The organism is Roseateles toxinivorans, assembly GCF_004362525.1.
GTDB lineage: Bacteria > Pseudomonadota > Gammaproteobacteria > Burkholderiales > Burkholderiaceae_C > Paucibacter > Paucibacter toxinivorans.
The window spans coordinates 169,688-186,905 of sequence record NZ_SNXS01000005.1 but is presented as its reverse complement, the minus strand read 5'-3'; the positions used below and the strand labels follow the sequence as shown (position 1 = coordinate 186,905).

At 64.6% G+C, this 17,218-nt stretch carries 18 protein-coding genes and 1 tRNA gene; 13 read left to right on the top strand and 6 right to left on the bottom strand.

Annotation, left to right across the window (positions count from 1 at the left end; all coding sequences use genetic code 11):
* Positions 1 to 15: 15 nt before the first annotated feature.
* Positions 16 to 420: a group II truncated hemoglobin gene (locus DES47_RS19150; RefSeq protein WP_133702351.1), complete on the top strand. Its 405-nt coding sequence runs from the start codon at positions 16 to 18 to the stop codon at positions 418 to 420.
* A gap of 36 nt (positions 421 to 456) precedes the next feature.
* On the opposite strand, the gene DES47_RS19145 is transcribed toward DES47_RS19150, so the two are convergent.
* Both DES47_RS19145 and radC read right to left on the bottom strand, forming a co-directional pair.
* Positions 457 to 1,107 carry a Smr/MutS family protein gene (locus DES47_RS19145; protein ID WP_133702350.1) on the bottom strand — a complete coding sequence of 217 codons (651 nt, stop codon included), beginning with the start codon at positions 1,105 to 1,107 and terminating at the stop codon, positions 457 to 459.
* A complete protein-coding gene (gene radC, locus DES47_RS19140) occupies positions 1,104 to 1,778 on the bottom strand; it encodes a RadC family protein (protein WP_133702349.1) in 675 nt (224 codons plus the stop codon). The genes DES47_RS19145 and radC overlap by 4 nt, the downstream gene beginning before the upstream one ends.
* Before the next feature lie 111 nt (positions 1,779 to 1,889).
* Here radC and DES47_RS19135 point away from each other — a divergent pair, with 111 nt between their 5' ends.
* The 12 genes from DES47_RS19135 (at position 1,890) to DES47_RS19070 (ending at position 15,300) form a co-directional block, all read left to right on the top strand.
* A complete protein-coding gene (locus DES47_RS19135) occupies positions 1,890 to 2,333 on the top strand; it encodes an FKBP-type peptidyl-prolyl cis-trans isomerase (protein WP_243748390.1) in 444 nt (147 codons plus the stop codon).
* A 5-nt stretch (positions 2,334 to 2,338) separates the two neighbouring features.
* Positions 2,339 to 3,322: a 4-hydroxy-3-methylbut-2-enyl diphosphate reductase gene (gene ispH / locus DES47_RS19130; protein ID WP_133702714.1), complete on the top strand. Its 984-nt coding sequence runs from the start codon at positions 2,339 to 2,341 to the stop codon at positions 3,320 to 3,322.
* Positions 3,323 to 3,452: 130 nt separating this feature from the next.
* Positions 3,453 to 4,748 (top strand): serine--tRNA ligase, encoded by a 1,296-nt coding sequence (gene serS, locus DES47_RS19125; protein WP_133702347.1) that lies wholly within the window; start codon positions 3,453 to 3,455, stop codon positions 4,746 to 4,748.
* An 83-nt stretch (positions 4,749 to 4,831) separates the two neighbouring features.
* Positions 4,832 to 4,919 (top strand) — tRNA-Ser (locus DES47_RS19120).
* A 236-nt stretch (positions 4,920 to 5,155) separates the two neighbouring features.
* Complete coding sequence (locus tag DES47_RS19115; protein WP_133702346.1) at positions 5,156 to 6,403, top strand: tyrosine-type recombinase/integrase; 1,248 nt, start codon at positions 5,156 to 5,158, stop codon at positions 6,401 to 6,403.
* A 106-nt stretch (positions 6,404 to 6,509) separates the two neighbouring features.
* Positions 6,510 to 6,815 carry a helix-turn-helix transcriptional regulator gene (locus DES47_RS19110; RefSeq protein ID WP_133702345.1) on the top strand — a complete coding sequence of 102 codons (306 nt, stop codon included), beginning with the start codon at positions 6,510 to 6,512 and terminating at the stop codon, positions 6,813 to 6,815.
* A gap of 366 nt (positions 6,816 to 7,181) precedes the next feature.
* A complete protein-coding gene (locus DES47_RS29005; RefSeq protein WP_208115054.1) occupies positions 7,182 to 8,105 on the top strand; it encodes a YdaU family protein in 924 nt (307 codons plus the stop codon).
* Positions 8,102 to 9,499, top strand: coding sequence for a replicative DNA helicase (locus DES47_RS19095; RefSeq protein ID WP_133702344.1), 1,398 nt, complete (start codon positions 8,102 to 8,104; stop codon positions 9,497 to 9,499). Before DES47_RS29005 ends, DES47_RS19095 begins: the two co-directional genes overlap by 4 nt.
* 703 nt (positions 9,500 to 10,202) lie before the next feature.
* A complete protein-coding gene (locus DES47_RS19085; protein ID WP_133702342.1) occupies positions 10,203 to 11,966 on the top strand; it encodes a hypothetical protein in 1,764 nt (587 codons plus the stop codon).
* 2 nt (positions 11,967 to 11,968) lie between these two features.
* Positions 11,969 to 12,712, top strand: a complete 744-nt coding sequence (locus tag DES47_RS19080) for a phosphoadenosine phosphosulfate reductase domain-containing protein (RefSeq protein ID WP_133702341.1) — start codon at positions 11,969 to 11,971, stop codon at positions 12,710 to 12,712.
* A gap of 1 nt (position 12,713) precedes the next feature.
* Entirely contained in the window at positions 12,714 to 14,717 is a 2,004-nt protein-coding gene (locus DES47_RS19075; RefSeq protein WP_133702340.1) for a thioredoxin domain-containing protein, read from the top strand.
* A gap of 64 nt (positions 14,718 to 14,781) precedes the next feature.
* Positions 14,782 to 15,300: a terminase small subunit gene (locus tag DES47_RS19070; protein ID WP_133702339.1), complete on the top strand. Its 519-nt coding sequence runs from the start codon at positions 14,782 to 14,784 to the stop codon at positions 15,298 to 15,300.
* A 14-nt stretch (positions 15,301 to 15,314) separates the two neighbouring features.
* Here DES47_RS19070 and DES47_RS19065 read toward each other — a convergent pair whose 3' ends face one another.
* The 4 genes from DES47_RS19065 to DES47_RS19050 form a co-directional block, all read right to left on the bottom strand.
* A complete protein-coding gene (locus DES47_RS19065; RefSeq protein ID WP_133702338.1) occupies positions 15,315 to 15,593 on the bottom strand; it encodes a hypothetical protein in 279 nt (92 codons plus the stop codon).
* A gap of 18 nt (positions 15,594 to 15,611) precedes the next feature.
* Positions 15,612 to 16,166 (bottom strand): Rha family transcriptional regulator, encoded by a 555-nt coding sequence (locus DES47_RS19060; protein ID WP_133702337.1) that lies wholly within the window; start codon positions 16,164 to 16,166, stop codon positions 15,612 to 15,614.
* Positions 16,159 to 16,491: a hypothetical protein gene (locus tag DES47_RS19055; RefSeq protein WP_133702336.1), complete on the bottom strand. Its 333-nt coding sequence runs from the start codon at positions 16,489 to 16,491 to the stop codon at positions 16,159 to 16,161. Before DES47_RS19055 ends, DES47_RS19060 begins: the two co-directional genes overlap by 8 nt.
* A 307-nt stretch (positions 16,492 to 16,798) precedes the next feature.
* Entirely contained in the window at positions 16,799 to 17,008 is a 210-nt protein-coding gene (locus DES47_RS19050; RefSeq protein ID WP_133702335.1) for an excisionase, read from the bottom strand.
* Positions 17,009 to 17,218 lie beyond the last annotated feature (210 nt).

Genomic DNA, 17,218 nt, shown 5'->3' with positions numbered 1-17,218 from the left:
CCTGGACGTTTTCCGATGTCAGAAACTGAACAAGGCGGCCAGACCACGGCCTTTGACCTGCTGGGCGGCGAGCCCGCCGTGCGCGCCCTGGTCGATCGCTTTTACGATCTGATGGACCTCGAGCCCGGTTATGCCAGGCTGCGGGCAATCCATCCCACCACGCTCGACGGCTCCCGCGACAAGCTGAACTGGTTTCTCTGTGGCTGGCTGGGCGGTCCCGACCACTACATCGAACGCTTCGGCCATCCGCGCCTGCGCGCCCGCCACATGCCCTTTGCCATCGGCATTGCCGAACGCGACCAGTGGATGCTGTGCATGCGCCAGGCGATGCAGGAGCTGGGGTTTGATCCGGTGCTGGAGCAGCGCCTGGCCGATGCGTTTTTCGGCACCGCCGACTGGATGAGGAACTGCCCGGCCTAGGAGGCTGTCGGGCTCGACCCCAAGCCCGACAGCCTGCTAGCTTGCTCCCTGCAGCAACACGATCAGCGCCCCGTTGCCGCCCTCGCTCGCACGCGCCTGCGTGAAGGCCAGCACCTCCTGCTTTTGCACCAGCCAGCGCCGCACGCGGGCCTTCAGCACCGGCTCCCGGCCCGGCGAGCCATTGCCCTTGCCATGGACCACGCGCACGCAGCGCATGCCGGTGCGGGCGGCGTGGTGGATGAACTCGCCCAGCGACTCTCGGGCCTCGTCGCGGCGCAGGCCATGCAGATCGATCTGGCCCTGAAGCGACCAGTGGCCGCGGCGCAGCTTGCGCACCACCTCCTGGCTGATATTGGTGCGGCGGAACGACAAGGCCTCGTCGGTTTCGAGCAGCGAATCGACGTCAAAGTCGTCCGACAGCGCCTGGCGCAGCGCCTGCTGCTCGTCCTGCTCGCGCTGACGCGGCTCGGGGCTGGGTTTGGCGCGCTTCAGCTCGGCTCGTATGGCCGCCACCAGCGGCGTGACCGGGCCGACGGTGCGGGTGAACAGCTGCTGCTCGTGCAACAAGCGCTGGCGTTCGGCCTCGCGTGCCGCCGCCTGTGCCGCGGCCTCTTCGCGTGCCTGGGCCAGCGTGCGTTTCAGGTCCTGTAGGTCCTGCAGGGCCTTCAGTGGCGTGGTGCGCCTCACAGCTGGCCCCGCTCGGCCAGCGACACCACCTCGGACGCGCCGACCACCATATGGTCCAGCACCCGCACGTCGATGAAGGCCAAGGCGTCGCGCAGTCCATGGGTCAGCAGCTCGTCGGCACGCGACGGCTCGGCCACGCCGGAAGGGTGGTTGTGGGCCAGTATCACCGCGCCGGCATTCAGCGCCAGCGCGCGCTTGAGCACTTCTCTTGGATAGACGCTGGTCTGTGTCAGGCTGCCCTGGAACATCTGTTCCAGCGCGATCAGCCTGTGCTGCGAGTCCAGGAACAGCACGGCGAAGACCTCGTGGCTGAGGTTGCCGAGCTGCAGGCGCAGGTAGGTCTTGACCGCCTCGGGTGAGTTGAATACCGGCCGCTCGGCCAGCTGCTGCAGCAGCGAGCGCCGGCTGATCTCCAGCACGGCCGCGATTTCGGCCCGCTTGGCCGGCCCCAGGCCCTTGATTCTGGCCAGATCGGCAAGACTGGCCTGCAGCAGGCCGCGCCAGCCACCGAGTTGGTCCAGCAACTGCTGGGCCAGCTGCAGCACCGAGGTGCCCTTGATGCCGGTGCGCAGCAGCAGGGCCAGCAATTCGGCATCGGCCAGCGCCGCAGGGCCGCGGGCGAGCAGCTTCTCGCGCGGTCGGGCATCGGGGGGCAAATGGTCGAGTGGCATGGTGGGTACAAGGTGATTTTGGACCCAGATCAAGGGATTCCCCGGGGCCTGACCGGGGCAGAGGGCGCGGGCAGCCTAAAATCCGCGCAGTCTAGCGAACAAGGCCGTCACGTGAATCTCATCCAAACAGGGTCTTTCCTGACCCTGCATTACCGTCTGGCAGGGCCCGATGGTAACGACTTGATCAATACCTTTGCCGACAAACCGGCCACCCTGTCTCTGGGCGCCGGGGAACTGGCGCCGGCCATCGAGGCGCGCCTGCTGGGCCTGGCCGAGGGCACGCGGGTGACCCTGGACTTGGCCCCCGGCGAGGCCTTTGGCGAGCGCAACCCCGAACTGCTGCAGCGCGTCAAGCTCAGTCTGCTGCACGAGCTGGGCGACCCGGACGAACAGTATTCGATCGGGGACGTGGTGCAGTTTCCGACGCCGGACGGCCGCGGCAGCTATGCCGGTCTGGTGCGCGAGGTGGGCGAGGACTGGCTGCTGTTCGACTTCAACCACCCGCTGGCCGGCCAGCCGGTGAGCTTCGAAGTGCAAGTGATAGGGGTGTTGTGATGACGATGTCCAGCGTGTCCGGTGTGAATTTGCAGGAAGTCGTGCTGGCCGAGCCGCGCGGCTTTTGCGCCGGTGTCGATCGCGCGATCGAAATCGTCGAGCGGGCACTGATCAAGTTCGGCGCGCCCATCTATGTGCGCCACGAGATCGTGCACAACACCTATGTGGTCAACGACCTCAAATCCAAGGGCGCGATCTTCATCGAGGACCTGGCCGAGGTGCCGCCCGGCGCGACGCTGGTGTTCAGCGCCCATGGCGTCAGCCAGGCGGTTCGCCGCGAGGCGGCCGAGCGTGGCTTCCATGTCTTCGACGCCACCTGCCCGCTGGTCACCAAGGTCCATGTGGAGGTGGCCAAGCTGAACAAGGAAGGCTATCAATTCATCATGATCGGCCACAAGGGGCATCCCGAGGTCGAGGGCACGATGGGCCAGCTCAATGCCGGCATCCATCTGGTCGAGGAAGTGGCCGATGTGGCCAAGGTTGACTTGGCGCCCGACACCAAGCTGGCGGTGGTCACGCAGACCACGCTCAGCGTCGATGACGCGGCCGAGATACTGGCCGCCGTGAAGGCCCGCTTCCCCCAGGTGCGCGAGCCCAAGCAGCAGGACATCTGCTACGCCACGCAGAACCGCCAGGACGCCGTCAAGGTGATGGCGCCCCAGGTCGAGGTGGTGGTCGTCGTCGGCAGCCCGACCAGCTCGAACAGCAACCGCCTGCGCGAACTGGCCGAACGCCTGGGGACGCCGGCCTATATGGTGGACAGCCCCGAAGACCTGCTGCCCGAATGGCTGGAGGGCCGCAGCCGCGTGGGCCTGACGGCCGGCGCCTCCGCCCCCGACATCCTCGTCACCGAGGTCATCGCCCGGCTGCGTGCCATGGGCGCCACCTCGGTGCGGCGCTTGAGCGGCGTCGAGGAGACGATACAGTTCCCGCTGCCGCTGGGCCTGGGCGACAAGTCCATGGCCGAGGTGAGTTCCTCGCGATCTTGATCGTGGCGCTTCGCTAGATGCGGCGCCACGGTGGCGCCGTTTTGCTTTCATAGAATTGCCATCTGATTTCCTTGGGGTCAGACCTTGGCGTACCCGGCAAGCTCTGACCTCAACTGTCTGAAGGAACACCATGCTAGACATCAACCTGCTGCGCAAAGACCTGCCCGCCGCCATCGCGCGCCTGGAAACGCGCAAGAGCCCGCAACCCTTTCTCGACGAAGAGCGCTTCCAGGCGCTGGAAACGCAGCGCCGCGGCGTGCAGATCCGCACCGAGGAACTGCAGGCACGGCGCAACACGCTGTCCAAGCAGATCGGCCAGCTCAAGGGCAAGGGCGAGGACACCACCGCACAGATGGCCGAGGTGGCCAGCATTGCTGATGAATTGAAGGCCGGCGCCGCGAGCCTGGATGTGATCCAGGCCGAGTTGCAGACCATGCTGATGAGCGTGCCCAATCTGCCGCACGAATCGGTGCCGGTGGGCAGCGACGAGGCAGGCAACGTGGAAATGCGCCGCTGGGGTGTGCCGCGCGCCTTCGACTTCGCCGTCAAGGACCATGTGGACCTGGGCGCCCCGCTGGGCCTGGACTTCGACACGGGTGCCAAGCTCAGCGGCTCGCGCTTCAGCTTCCTGAAGGGCCCGATTGCCCGCCTGCACCGTGGTCTCGCCCAGTTCATGCTGGACCTGCAGACCACCGAGCACGGCTACACCGAGTGCTACACGCCCTATATCGTCAACCGCGAGGTGCTGGAAGGCACGGGCCAGCTGCCCAAGTTCAAGGAAGACATGTTCTGGGTGCTGCGCGGCGGCGATGACGAGCAGCCCGAGCAATACCTGATCTCGACCTCGGAGATCTCGCTGACCAACAGCGTGCGAGAGCAGGTGCTGGACCCGGCCGAACTGCCGATCAAGCTGACCGCCCACAGCCCCTGCTTCCGCTCGGAGGCGGGCAGCGCCGGGCGTGACACCCGCGGCATGATCCGCCAGCACCAGTTCGACAAGGTCGAGATGGTGCAGATCACCCATCCGGACAAGAGCTACGAGGCCCTGGAAGAGATGGTCGGCCACGCCGAGGCCGTGCTGCAGAAGCTGGGTCTGCCGTACCGGGTGCTGACGCTGTGCACCGGCGACATGGGCTTCGGCTCGACCAAGACCTACGACCTCGAAGTCTGGCTGCCGGCGCAGAACACCTACCGCGAGATCAGCTCCTGCTCGAACTGCGAAGCCTTCCAGGCCCGCCGCATGCAGACCCGCTTCAAGAACGCCCAGGGCAAGAACGAATGGGTCCACACCTTGAACGGCTCCGGCCTGGCTGTGGGCCGCACTCTGGTGGCCGTGCTGGAGAACTACCAGAACGCCGACGGCAGCATCACCGTGCCCGAGGCACTGCGCCCCTATATGGGTGGTGTCGAGGTGCTGCGCGGCTGATCGATTGTCGGTCGGGTCTTGCGGGACGGGCCTGGGATTAGGCTATAATCACAGGCTTGTCTCAATAGACACCAAGAACACCTGGAGAGGTGGCAGAGTGGTTGAATGTACCTGACTCGAAATCAGGCGGGCGGAAACGCCTCGGGGGTTCGAATCCCCCCCTCTCCTCCAGAACAGTGAATCACAACGGTTCACGACGAAGCAAGGCCCCAAGTAAATCAACGACTTGGGGCCTTTTTTCATGTCACGTTGGATCACGACGGTGCTTTACAGCGCACCCCAAACCGGGGAACATCTCGGGGAACGTTTCGGCCAGATCGGGGTAAACCGGGGAACACAGCACCGGGGCAACCGCAGCAACCGGGACACCACTGTTCCCCGATTGACCGGGACACCGGGACACCGACATGCCAACGCTGACAGAAGCTGCCTGCAAGAACGCATCCTGCCCTCCTGAACTGAAGCGCCGACGGCTGACCGATGGCGGTGGTCTGTACCTGGAGGTGGCGCCCTCGGGCAGCAAGCGCTGGTTCTGGAAGTTCTACCCAGACGGGAAGGAATCGCGCCTGGCGCTCGGCAGCTATCCGGACGTGACGCTGAAAGCCGCCCGTGCGGCACGGGACGCAGCCCGCATGACCCGACAGGCCGGCGTGAACCCCGTCCAGGCCCGCAAGGCCGAGAAGATCGCCAGCAGCACCATCAACGCGAACACCTTCGAGGCCGTAGCGCGAGAGTTCCACATGCTCAAGGCCGACACTTGGAGCCCGGGCCACGCCGACAAATGGTTGCGCTCCAGCGAAAACCATCTGTTCCCGTATTTGGGCACGTTGCCACTGGACTCCATCAAAGCCCCCGTGTTGCTGGCGGTGCTGAAGAAGGCCGAGGCCAAGGGAATCTTGAGCACCGCGCAAGACCTGTTATCGATGGCGGGTCAGGTGTTCCGCTTGGGCGTGCAGACCGGCCGCTGCGAGCGCAATCCGGCCGCCGATCTGCGCGGGGCTCTCAAGCCGCACGTGGCGCAGAACTTCGCGGCTATCGTGGATCCGGTGAAGGCGGGTGAGCTGCTCCGCGCGATCGACGGCTACACCGGCCAGCCGACCACAAGGGCGGCGCTGCAACTGTCTGCGCTCATCTTCCAACGGCCCGGCAACGTTCAGGCGATGGAGTGGGCCTGGCTGGATCTCGACGCTGCGTTGCTGACCATTCCTGCCGCGGCCATGAAGCGTACGGCGCACGGCAAGCTCAACGGCCGGCCGCACCTCGTGCCGCTATCAGCGCAAGCTCTGGTTTTGCTGAATGCGCTCAAGCCGTTGACAGGGCACGGCACGTACGTCTTCCCGTCGGCGCGCACCGGCGAGCGGCCCATGAGCAACGGCACCTTGAATGCCGCCCTGCGCCGACTGGACTTCGCTGGCGATGAGCATGTGGCGCATGGCTTCCGGGCCATGGCGCGCACGATGATGGCAGAGATCCTTCCCGGCATCGATCCCGATGTGGTGGAGGCCCAGCTGGCGCACGGCAAGAGCGGACCACTGGGTTCAGCCTATGACCGCGCCGAGTACATGGTGCAGCGGCAGCAGATGATGCAGACATGGGCTGACTATTTGGACCAGCTCAGGGCAGGGGCAAAGGTGCTGGCGTTTAAGACCGCTTGATCACTACTGTGAGGAACCTCATCAGGTTCATTTGCCGTTCCTGAACGGTTTTGGGATTCCGTGCCAAGCATGGCAAGTTCCGCTTCAACCAAGAAGGTTGAAGCACATGAACGCTGTTAAGAACACATCCTCTCGCGGAAATAGCCGCAACCCGCAACCACTTCACGTCTTGCAACTGCAGGACGCCTTGTTGCGAATTGGCACCGTTGCCCAGGCCACCGGCCTTTCCGCCGCAACGATCTACAGGAAGGTCGCCGCGGGCGAACTGCCTATCGTGAAGATGGGGGCCCGTTGCACTCGATTTCGAGCAGCTGACGTTCGAGCATTCATCGCGAGGCAAGGACGATCGCCGAGCTGCTCGCCAACCGAAGCAGGTGCGATGCATCGCGCGACCGGCGAGGTTTCCGCATGAGCACGGGCCCGGACAGTATGTGCGCGGCGCATGGTCGCCCGGCATCTAGAATCATCAGCGGATGCCCCGACATTGTTCGACGGCATCAGCTGCAAACCCGAGCGCAGGAGTGCTCCATATTTTATGGAGTGACTTTATGCATCGCGGACTTGGAGTTGTCACCCCGGCGCCTGGCAGGGCGCGGGGGACAGAGGAAGTGCGTTCGGGAGAGCGCGCGAGCAAGCATGCCAGCCTTGGCACGGCAGCGTGCCATTGCGGCGTTGGTCGAGCGCCATCGCCTCGATACGCCTGCATCACCTGCCTCCGGTGGAGCAGGGTGCTCGACCACATCGTGATTAGCGGCCCCGACAGCAGGCGAGAGCCGCGATGAACTACTTTGAGCTGCACATCGGTGACCTCACCGAGGCGACGGCGCATCTGACGATGCTCGAGGACGGCGCCTATGGGCGCCTGCTGCGCAAGTACTACGCGACCGAGAAGCCGTTGCCAGCAGACATCAAGACCGTGCAACGCCTGGTGGGCGCACGCAGCGATGAAGAGCGAGTAGCGGTCGAAATCGTCCTCGACGAGTTCTTCACCCTACAAAGCGATGGCTGGCATCAAGAGCGTTGCGACGCAGAGATCGCAGTTTTTCACGAGAAGCAGCAAGGTCGAGAAGACAAGCGCGAGGGGGCAAAGGAACGCCAGCGCCGCGCTCGCGAGCGTCGTGCGTCGCTGTTCGAGACACTGCGCGGTCACGGTGTTGTGCCGCCGTGGTCCACCACAACGGCCGAACTTGAGACGCAGCTGTCACGCGTGACAGGTGGTGATGCGTCACAAGGTGTCACGCAACCTGTCACGCGTGACGACACGGCTACCCAGACACCAGACACCAGACTCCAAACACCAGTAGGTGTAGGCGATCCTGCTGGGCAGGACGCCTCCCCTTCTCAATCCCGTTCAAAGGGCCGGAAACCCAAGGCAACCGAGGTAACCCTGCCCGAGTGGCTGGCGGCCGTGGAGGCCAATGGCGAAAAGCAAATCCCAGCGGGGGACCCGGTGTTCGACTACGCCCATACCATCGGCCTGCCCGAGGACTTCCTGCTCATCGCCTGGCGGGCGTTCAAGGCCCGGTACACGGCGCCGCCGGTGGGCGGCAAGAAGCTATCGATGTACGTTGACTGGCGGGCGGCGTTTCGCAACGCGGTGCGTGAAAACTGGCTGAAGCTCTGGTATCTCGATGGCCAGCAATACGCGCTGACCACTGCCGGCCAGCAGGCCCAACGCGCGCACCAGGAGAGCGGCAAATGATGCGCGACGACGTGCCACTCCGCGAAGGCGAGACGCTGCAGCCGGTGCCGTGGTCACGGGAGGCGGAGCAGTCGGTGCTTGGCGCGCTGCTGCTGGACTCGGAGGCGTTCGATCGCGTCGGCGACCTGGTGCAGGTGCAGAGCTTCTTCGATGTCCGGCACGGCGCCATCTTCGGCGCGATCGCCGGCATGGCTAGCTCGCAGAAGCCGGCAGACGTCGTGACGGTTTTCGAGGCTTTGAGCAGTGCCGGCAAGGCCGAGGACTGCGGCGGCCTGAGCTACCTGAATGCGCTGGCCCAGAGCGTACCCAGCGCCGCCAACGTGCGCCGGTACGCCGAGATCGTCGCCGAGCGCGCTGCCGATCGCAAGCTACGCATGGTGACCGACGAGGCCGCCGGCGTGGCCAGAGAAGGTTCCCCAGTGGCGGAAAAGATCGACCGCATCGCAACAATGTTTGCTCAGCTGCAGCAGACCGGCCTGCGGTCGCGCCCAGTTGCAGCGGCCGACCTGTTGCCGGCGCAGATCGACTATCTGAACGCTCTGGCGAATGATGAGATCCTGCCTGGCGTGCAGACGCACATCCAGTCGCTGAACGAGGCCCTGGGCGGCATGGCCGAGGGCAAGGTGGTTGTGATCGCGGCCCGGCCCAGCATCGGCAAGTCGTCGCTGGCCGAGGATCTGCTGCTGCACTTCGCGAAGACCGGGCACACGAGCCTGTTCCTGTCGCAGGAGATGGAGAAGCGCGAGTTGATGGAACGCGCACTGGCGAACCTTGGTCACGTCGACTACTCGCGGCTGCAGGCCGGAAAGTTGCAGGACCACGAATGGACCCAAGTGACCGATGCCGTCGAACAGCTCGGCCGGCTGCCGCTGTACTTTGACGACCAGCCTGCGCTGACGCTGATGGACATTCGGTCCAAAGCGCTGCACTTGGCCAAGCAGGGTCTGCGTTTCCTGGTGGTTGACTACCTGCAACTCTGCTCGGGCCCAGCTGGCGCGCGCCGCGAGAACCGGAACACCGAGATCGAGGAGATCTCTCGCGGCCTGAAGACCCTGGCCAAGCAGATGAAGCTGACGGTGATTCTGCTCTCGCAGCTCAACCGCGAAGTGGAGCGTCGCGCCGTGCCGGAACCGACGCTGGCCGACCTTCGCGACTCAGGCGCGATCGAGCAGGACGCGGACGCGATCCTTTTCCTCTGGCCGGCGCGCAGCGAGTACGTGCCAGGCACGCCAAGGCTGATTGCCTGCACCTTGGCAAAGGGCCGGCAGAGCAGCCGTGCAGGCACCAGGCTCGCGCTTGAGTTCCAGGGCGCGTATCAGAAATGGTTCGAGTCCAGCGAACCCATCAAGCACACGACCCACTCCCCCCGCGGATCTGGAGGATTCTCCGAATGACTTCCTGCAAACCCAAGCCGATGCCCGAGGCAGTTGCACCGCCGACAGGTGGGCCAGCGAGTTCACGCTGGGCTTTGACGATCAAGCAACTATCTGTGGCTGGAGCGACACGCGTCGAGCGACCAAGGGCAATCAATCCTCGCCCTGCAGGCGTCATTCGCAATGGCAGTGCCACCCATGCTGTATTGGCCTGCTTCCAGGCACGCCCCGGAACACTTCTCACGATGCAGTCGCTCAAAGCACTGTGCGGCCATACGGACAAGGCCATCAACTGGGCCCTGCTGTTCTTGAGAACCCAGGGCTTGATCAGTGCGCAGCCGGATGCGGCGCGCAACGAGCGATGCCTGCGCTATCGACTGAATCAGGAGGTCGCAAACAGGTATGCCCGCGTCTCTCTGCCGGCGAGTACGGGGGATAGGCCGTCTGGGCGCGACATGGCTGCTGAGGACTCCCTTCGACGCTGCGCTACCTGCAATCGGCTCTCGGCTGCAAACACTTGCATTGCCGCCACGAAGAGCGGTGTGCCGCGGCCCAAGGTGGACGCACCTCGCCGCTGTGTGGCCTATGTGCCCAAGTGGGAAGAACAGGACCAGCGCACCGGACTCCAGCTCTGGCCCGAGCTGGCCATGTCCCGAAGTGCGGGCGGTGACCAAGCAAATCCCGTTCTCGATTCCAACGCTCATCAATCGAAAGGAGATTCCAAATGATCAGCACCAAGTTCTCCGGCTACCGCCGCGACGGCCGCCGCGTGCTGCCGTTCGACCTGGGCGGCGACGCCCCTCCGCCACCCGACTACACCCCGATGGCCAACGCCTCAGCAGAGACGGCCCGGCTGTCCGCGGAGATGAGCCAGAAGCAGCTGGATGAGGCAAAGCGCCAGTACGACAACAACATGGGCATCGCCAGGCCTATCGTTGACGCCCAGTTGCAGGTGATGCAGCAGGGCCTGGCCCAGGGGCAGGACTACTACGACTACATGAAGTCGAGGCAGCGCCCGGTTGAGGACGCGCTGCAGTCTGCCGCATTGGCCGACAACAGCTCGCGTGATGCTGCCGAGCGCCAGGCGATCATCGATGCTCGCAACGGTCTGGCCGGCAAGGTTGGTGATGTCGGGGCGCGTCAACGCGCCTTCGGCATGGAAGCGGCCGGTCAACTGGATGAGCGTCTCGGTGGCGTAGCTGATCGATATCGTTCTTCCACCGGCTCAGCCCTCGACGACTACCGCGCTGACAGTCAGCGGTACAGCGATGAGTCTGGGGCCATCAATTCCAACTTCCGGGCCACGTCCGCCGCGGAAATGGCGCGGCTCTACGGGATCTTCGGCGACTCGGTCTCCAGGCTGGACAGCTCGCTCGGCGAGTCGGACGCGGCCATGCGTGCGGCTGCCGCCTCAGCCTCTGGCGCTGCCTCTTCGATCATGTCGAACTCTGGCCGCTACGAGGGTCAGATCAATGACGACATCGCCTTGTACACCGGCGGGAACGATGCGATTCGCAAGCGCTATGGCACCGACATCGAGAACGATGCTGCGCTGGCCATGGCTGATGCAAGAACCGGGCAGGCGAACGCGACGAACAGCGCGATTCGCCAGGCGATGCGCTACGGCTTGAACACCAGCAGCATCGCCAGCGACACTGCATTGAAGGCTGCCCAGGCGCAGGCTGCCGCGGCCAATGGCACGCGCGTGGCCAGCACCGACAGGTATCGTGCCACCGTGGGTGAGGGGATTGGCATGCGCCAGAACCTCATGAACTCGTCGAACTCGGCTGCTATCGCTGCAGCAAACGCGCAACTGGCGGCCGCGCAGATGGCCAGCTCGGGCGCCAATAACCGCGGATCAAACGCACTGAGCAGGGCCGGCTTTGTGCAAAGCGCCGCTTCTGACATCACCGGCAAGGCGCTGGACTCGGCTCGTACCTGGGCGGCGCAGGGGCTCGGTGCGCTGGGCGATCGCGCCGGCATGGATGGGAACTATGCGAACGCTCGTTTCCAAACGGCTGGAGCCCAGGCGGGCATGGATGCAACCACGGCCGGCACCATCTACGACGCACGCAAGGCGGCGTCCGATGGCGGGTTCGCTTCCGAATTGAGCTCTGCGGATATCTTGGCCACGTCGCCGTCCCTTGCTCGGGACCTGCGCATCAATGACGATTCGCGAAGCAACGCGCGTCTGCTTGATGCCGCCGGGCTGTACCGCAACATGCCGGGCGCCTCCGCTGGCGCCTATGGCCTGGCGGTGAACGCCGGCAACTCGGCCAACGCCAACAACATGGCCCCGGGTCAGAGCTACATGCAGGGCATGAACAGCGCCAATAGCACCACGCTGAGCGGCCGGCAGATCGCTCAGCAGGGGCTGGGTAGCATCCTGGGGGCCCAGACCAGCTACGCGAGCTTGCTGGCCAATCAGGACAGCGGGGCGATGGGCGCATTCGGGACTATCGCCGGTTCGGCCATTACGGCATTTTGAGCATGGACAGCACCCTGCTCCTTGGTCACCGGAAGCCGGTTCTGTTCTTCTCTGCAGGGAAGGATTCCCTTGCCTGCCTGCTGCTGCTGAAACCGTTGCTGGACCGCGTTACGGTCGTGTGGGCAAACCCAGGTGCCCCTCACCCGGCCACCGTCGCCTACATGGGCAGAATCCGAAGCTGGGTTCCCAATTTCGTGGAGCTGGTGGGCAATCAACCTAGCTGGATTCGGGCCCACGGCTGGCCGGCGGACGTCGTGCCAATCCGTGCAACGACCGATGGCGAGGCCAGTGCAGGGGTCGGGTCACTGCGGTTTCAGCCCTACCTCAGCTGCTGCTGGGCCAACATGTGGGCGCCAATGCTGGAGTACCTGAACGCCAGCGGGTCGACCTTGGTGATCATGGGACAGCGCAAGGCAGAAAATCTTCGCAATCGTCTGCGCGACGAAGTCGTTCAAGAACTCGACGGCATCACCTACTGGCAGCCACTCAACGAATGGTCGGACCAGGCTGTTTGGGCGTTTCTCCGTGAATGCGGCGCCGAGGTGCCGCCGTTCTATGAGCAAGGCGCTACGAGTTCTTCGGACTGCTGGAACTGCACGGCATACCTCGATCACAACGCTGAACGCCTGGCCTATCTGCGGCGATCGGAGCCAGAACGCTTCGCCGTCGTCCATACGGTCCTTGAGGCGCTCGCTTTGCGCCAGCAGCAGGAAATTCAACCGCTACTGAGAATCTTGGAGGATTGACATGGGCAAGTGGAGTTCATTCATCAAGGGCTATGGTCTGGGCCAGCGCCTCGTCGGCGACTACCGGCAAGGGCAGCAAAATCAGGAGCTACAGGCCATCGCAGACGAGCGCCCCGTCACCATTGACGGCTACAGCCCCCAGGACGGCCAGCAGCTCGACGCCATCGCCAAGGCGGTGGACGAGAACGGCCAGCCCTACTACCAGGTGGGCGCCGACGAGGCTGGCCGCTACACCGTTACGCCGAACCAGGGCGGTGCCGGTGGCGAGGCCGGCGTGCTGGTGCAGTTGCCCACGCAGCAGCGCACCCAGTTCCTCGGCCAGACCTATGACCAGCCGCTGAGCCCATCTGGCGCGACCAGCGCCCGCACCATGGCCATGGCCGGCATCCTGAAGAAGCACGGCGACGTGCGCGGCGGCCTCGCGCTCGAGCAGCAGGTGCAGCAGGGCCAGCGCGAAGACAAGCGCTTCGACTGGGAGCAGAAGCGAGCCGGGCGCGAGCAGCGCCTGGCCGACAAGGAAGATGAACACCGCTCCGCGCTGGAAGCCGTCGATCGCGATGTCGCCGACTGGAGCGCTGCCCGCCTGGCCAATCCGGACGGCACAGCGCGCGACATGACGATCGACGATCAGCTGGCCGCCAGTCAATACCGGGTGTCGAAGCTGGTGGGCGCCGGCAAGCTGGCCGAGGCCAATGCCCTGGCCAAGGACAACATGCAGATCGCCGGCCAGAAGATCCAGTTGCAGACGGCCGAGCGCAACGACGCACTGGCCAGGGTGGCGGCCGCAGTGGCCGCCGGCGACCTGAGCAGCCTGGAGAAGTTCTACGAGACCTTTGTGCCTGACGGCGCGAATATCACGGCGGTGACCCAGGATCCGAAGACCGGGAAGATCACCATCGAGCGCGAGACACTGGACGGCAAGAAGCTGCCGCCCAAGGTGGCCAAGGATGCGAACGAGATCCTGGCCGGGCTCAAGACCTTCCAGGACCCGATGGCCCTGTACAACTTCAGCCAGTCCGAGTTCGCCCGCAACCTGCAGGTGAAGGCCGACAAGCGCGCCGACGCGCAACTGGGCGTGTCGCAGGCCGCTGGCGGCCGGGCCCAGGCCGAGTTCGAGGCCGGCGCCCCCGAGCGCGACCTGAAGAAGACCGTGGCCACGCTGCAGCTCGGCCTGGCCAATGCGGCCGACCCGGCGGAACGCCAGGCCATCCAGGACAAGCTCACCGCCATCCAGGGGGGTCTGGGTGTGGGCAAGGATCAGCCCTCCGAGGTGAAGCTGGCCCAGGCCCTGGTGAAGGCGGGGGTGTCGCCCGACATGCGCAGCGCGCTGGAGATGGCCATCACCAAGAAGGGCAAGAACCCGGACGAGGTGCATCAGGAGTTTGTGGCCGCCGGCATCAAGAACATGGCCAAGCCGGCCGAGGCGGTCAAGGCGGCCGACGAGGTGATGACCAGCATGGGCTATTCGAAGAAGGGCAACCGCTGGGCGGCCCAGGGTGAGCAGGCCGGCGGCGCCATCGCGTCGGATCCCAGGGCCATCGCAATCCGTGATGACCCGAGCCTCAGCTATGAGCAAAAGAAGGCCAAGTTGATTGACCTTGGCTACGCGGCGACCCGCACCGAGCAGAAGTCAGTCCCTATATCTGCGCGTTCTCTCGCCGCTCAGGGCATTGGTGTTAGTGCCACTGGCGGCGCACCGATCGCCGGCAGCCCACAACCTTCTCAGGGCCCGACCGAGTCACCGGAAGCTATCAGCTTCGATGCTGCCCGAGCTGCGGTTGAGCAGGCCGGTGAAGCCCTGGTCGCGGCGAAGAAGCAGGCTCTCAGTTTTGGGTCTATCCAGCGAGCCAGCAATCCTCGCGGGTACTCAGCTGCTCAGGAAGCGGTCGCTCGGTCTGAGGCCGCGCTTGAGGAGGCAAAGGCAAGGAGCAAGAGCGCTCAACGCGCGTATGAGCGGTCCGCGGCTCAGCTCGGGCTGCCTGCCTTTCGCTATCCCGCGCCGTAGCCAGATCCAGCTCTGTGCAAGGACTTGAACTGGCCATGACGCCAACCGAAACGGACGTTGAAAAATGAATGGAACCACATTGACCCCGAAGGCCGAGGCCTTTGCCCGACTCGTTGTCGAGGGTAGTAGCCTGGCCGCAGCGTTCCGGAAGATCTATCCGCGCTCCCAGAGCTGGCAGCCAGCGGCAGTGCATGTCAACGCGTCGAAGCTGCTGGCAAACGCTAAGGTTGCGCTAAGGGTGAGGGAGTTGCAGGAGGCTGCGGCGGAGCGGTCAACGATGAAGGCGGCCGGCGTGTTGAACGAGTTGCGCGCACTCGTGCACAGCGACATCGCGGACATCATGACCCTCGATGGCAAGGTGAAACTGCCGCACGAACTTGCCGCCGGCACGCGCGCTGCGGTGAAGACCTTCAAGATCGACGAATACGGCCGCATCGAGTACCAGTTTTGGGACAAGAACGCCGCGATCGAAAAGGCCATGAAGCACTTGGGCCTGTACGAGAAAGACAACAAGCAGAAGACCGACGCGCTGGGCGACTTGCTCAATTCGCTGTCGGGCAAGGTGGTTTCGCCGGTGAGCTAGACCGCCGCTGCAGGTCAGAAACTCGACTGATCTGAGCTTCTGCCTGGGCTGATCGCCGAGGCGCGGTCTTGGCTCGGCTGCAGCGGCCGCGCCAGCCTGCGCAGCATCGCCAGATCGCCATAGACGGCGCGCTCAATGATGCTTCGCGCGTACTCCGACTTCGACATGCCTGCCATGGCCGCCAGCGCGATCACGGCCTCGGCGGTTTCTTCGCTCAGCGGCACGTCCAACCGCTCGGTCAACTTGCCGCCCGGGTCTGTCCTCCCTGATCGGGATAGCATCGGATCACTCATGGGAGGGCCTTCCGTGTCTCATTTCTGGTGGCAGGCCGCAGCGCTGTTCTGGGCGGCTTTGTGCTTGTTTCGTGTGGGGGCGCAGCTCAAGCGCATGCGCGCGGATTGGCGCATGTGGTTCGAGATCTGCCAAGCGGCGGGTATCGTGGTGGTCCTGTTCGCACTACTCACCGAGGGCCGAGGATGCCGCGCGGCCAGCTCGATCGCTCTGTTCGCCTCCACCTGGTCGGCCCAGGCTCGTGCGGCGGCCACAGGGTCGGAGAAGTTCGGTAGCGCCGGGCCGGCGGCCTGGGCCTCCAGTTCCTGCCAGCGATCGACCAGGCGGGCGGTGAACTCGGGCGAGAGCTGGGCCACGATGACATAGCTGTCACGCTTGCCCACCAGATAGACCGCGATCGTCTTGGGACCTGGGCCGTCGTTTGAGACTTCCTCAGATTGAGGAAGTGTGATTGCGCCCTTGGCGGCAAGAGATTCGATGGTGCGCTTCACGTTGTCGTGACGCAGCTCGACCAGCGTGGCAATCTCGCGGCTGGTAATCGTTACCCGGCCGGAAATGGTCATCAGCTCAGCCATGGTGCCGCCTCCCATGCTGGAACCGGACTACGTTGGAGGGCAGGGCGGCGGCTTGCCGGACACGGTCCTCGAGCATCTTGATGGCGCTGGTGAGTTCGTCGATGAAGATGCTGCACAACTCGGGCTCAAGGCCTATGCCGGCGATGTCGACGTTTTCAGCTTGCAAGACGATGGTCAGCGCTGAGATCGGTGGCTCATCGGCCATGGCCTTGTCGATGAGCCACTGCCGGACCTGATCGCTGCGGTGACGATCGAGAGCACCGGATCTGCGGGCCGGGAAGGGAATGACGCGCGTGCTCCTGCGGGCTTTTTGTCTGGTTGCCATGATGGCTCCTATAGGGCGAATCACTAACCTGCCGCCCCTCCCGCCAAGAAGGGGTGGCAGACCGTGCAGGGTTGGCGGACCGGCTATAGGACCGGCAGGGGTTGCCCCCTCCCTACACGGCCCGCCGCTGAGCTGGCCATGCCACGCAGCTTCACGGACGTGAAAAAGCCGCGACCATCGAGAACGGCGCGGCTGCTGCGCCTATAGACCGGGCCGCCAAGCCCGCATCGCTGATGTGCAGCGACGAGGTCAGTGTACGCTGCCCTCGGCGTCCCATGCAAGGCCTTCACGCGATGTGAGCCTGAGATCACTCCAGCTGTCCGTGCTTGTGAACAGGTAGCTTCCCCGCAGCCCAATCGTTCACCGCGTCCAGATTCACCCAAAGCTCCTTGCTGCCATCCGGCTTCCGTGCGTGGACATCCCTGAGCCACTTGCCGGTGCGCAGGCGCTTCTCCACCGCGTCCGGCGTATCTCCGGAGTCAGCGCAGTACTTGGAAAGCCGAATCCAATGGAGCATGGTCATCCCCTTGCGAGAGGTTGGCATTGACTTGTGGATGAATTGCTCTGAGTCGGCCCTGGGCAGTCTCATTCCGACGGTTTACCTGGGCGAAGCTCGATTACCTTTGCCGCCGGTGAGGGCTCCGATACTGGCAGAGTCTCGTTCCAAGGCTTGGTGCGCACGGTGAAGAAGGGGCCGGTCATACCCATCCGCGGCTCGGTTGGGTCT

Coding starts and splice junctions, on each gene's coding strand:
- DES47_RS19060 (WP_133702337.1), bottom strand. CDS start 16,166: ATGGCTGAGCTGATGACCATTTCCGGCCGGGTAACGATTACCAGCCGC.
- serS (WP_133702347.1), top strand. CDS start 3,453: ATGCTAGACATCAACCTGCTGCGCAAAGACCTGCCCGCCGCCATCGCG.
- DES47_RS29005 (WP_208115054.1), top strand. CDS start 7,182: ATGAACTACTTTGAGCTGCACATCGGTGACCTCACCGAGGCGACGGCG.
- DES47_RS19075 (WP_133702340.1), top strand. CDS start 12,714: ATGGGCAAGTGGAGTTCATTCATCAAGGGCTATGGTCTGGGCCAGCGC.
- DES47_RS19050 (WP_133702335.1), bottom strand. CDS start 17,008: ATGCTCCATTGGATTCGGCTTTCCAAGTACTGCGCTGACTCCGGAGAT.
- DES47_RS19055 (WP_133702336.1), bottom strand. CDS start 16,491: ATGGCAACCAGACAAAAAGCCCGCAGGAGCACGCGCGTCATTCCCTTC.
- DES47_RS19085 (WP_133702342.1), top strand. CDS start 10,203: ATGATCAGCACCAAGTTCTCCGGCTACCGCCGCGACGGCCGCCGCGTG.
- DES47_RS19150 (WP_133702351.1), top strand. CDS start 16: ATGTCAGAAACTGAACAAGGCGGCCAGACCACGGCCTTTGACCTGCTG.
- radC (WP_133702349.1), bottom strand. CDS start 1,778: ATGCCACTCGACCATTTGCCCCCCGATGCCCGACCGCGCGAGAAGCTG.
- ispH (WP_133702714.1), top strand. CDS start 2,339: ATGTCCAGCGTGTCCGGTGTGAATTTGCAGGAAGTCGTGCTGGCCGAG.
- DES47_RS19065 (WP_133702338.1), bottom strand. CDS start 15,593: ATGAGTGATCCGATGCTATCCCGATCAGGGAGGACAGACCCGGGCGGC.
- DES47_RS19110 (WP_133702345.1), top strand. CDS start 6,510: ATGAACGCTGTTAAGAACACATCCTCTCGCGGAAATAGCCGCAACCCG.
- DES47_RS19095 (WP_133702344.1), top strand. CDS start 8,102: ATGATGCGCGACGACGTGCCACTCCGCGAAGGCGAGACGCTGCAGCCG.
- DES47_RS19080 (WP_133702341.1), top strand. CDS start 11,969: ATGGACAGCACCCTGCTCCTTGGTCACCGGAAGCCGGTTCTGTTCTTC.
- DES47_RS19070 (WP_133702339.1), top strand. CDS start 14,782: ATGAATGGAACCACATTGACCCCGAAGGCCGAGGCCTTTGCCCGACTC.
- DES47_RS19115 (WP_133702346.1), top strand. CDS start 5,156: ATGCCAACGCTGACAGAAGCTGCCTGCAAGAACGCATCCTGCCCTCCT.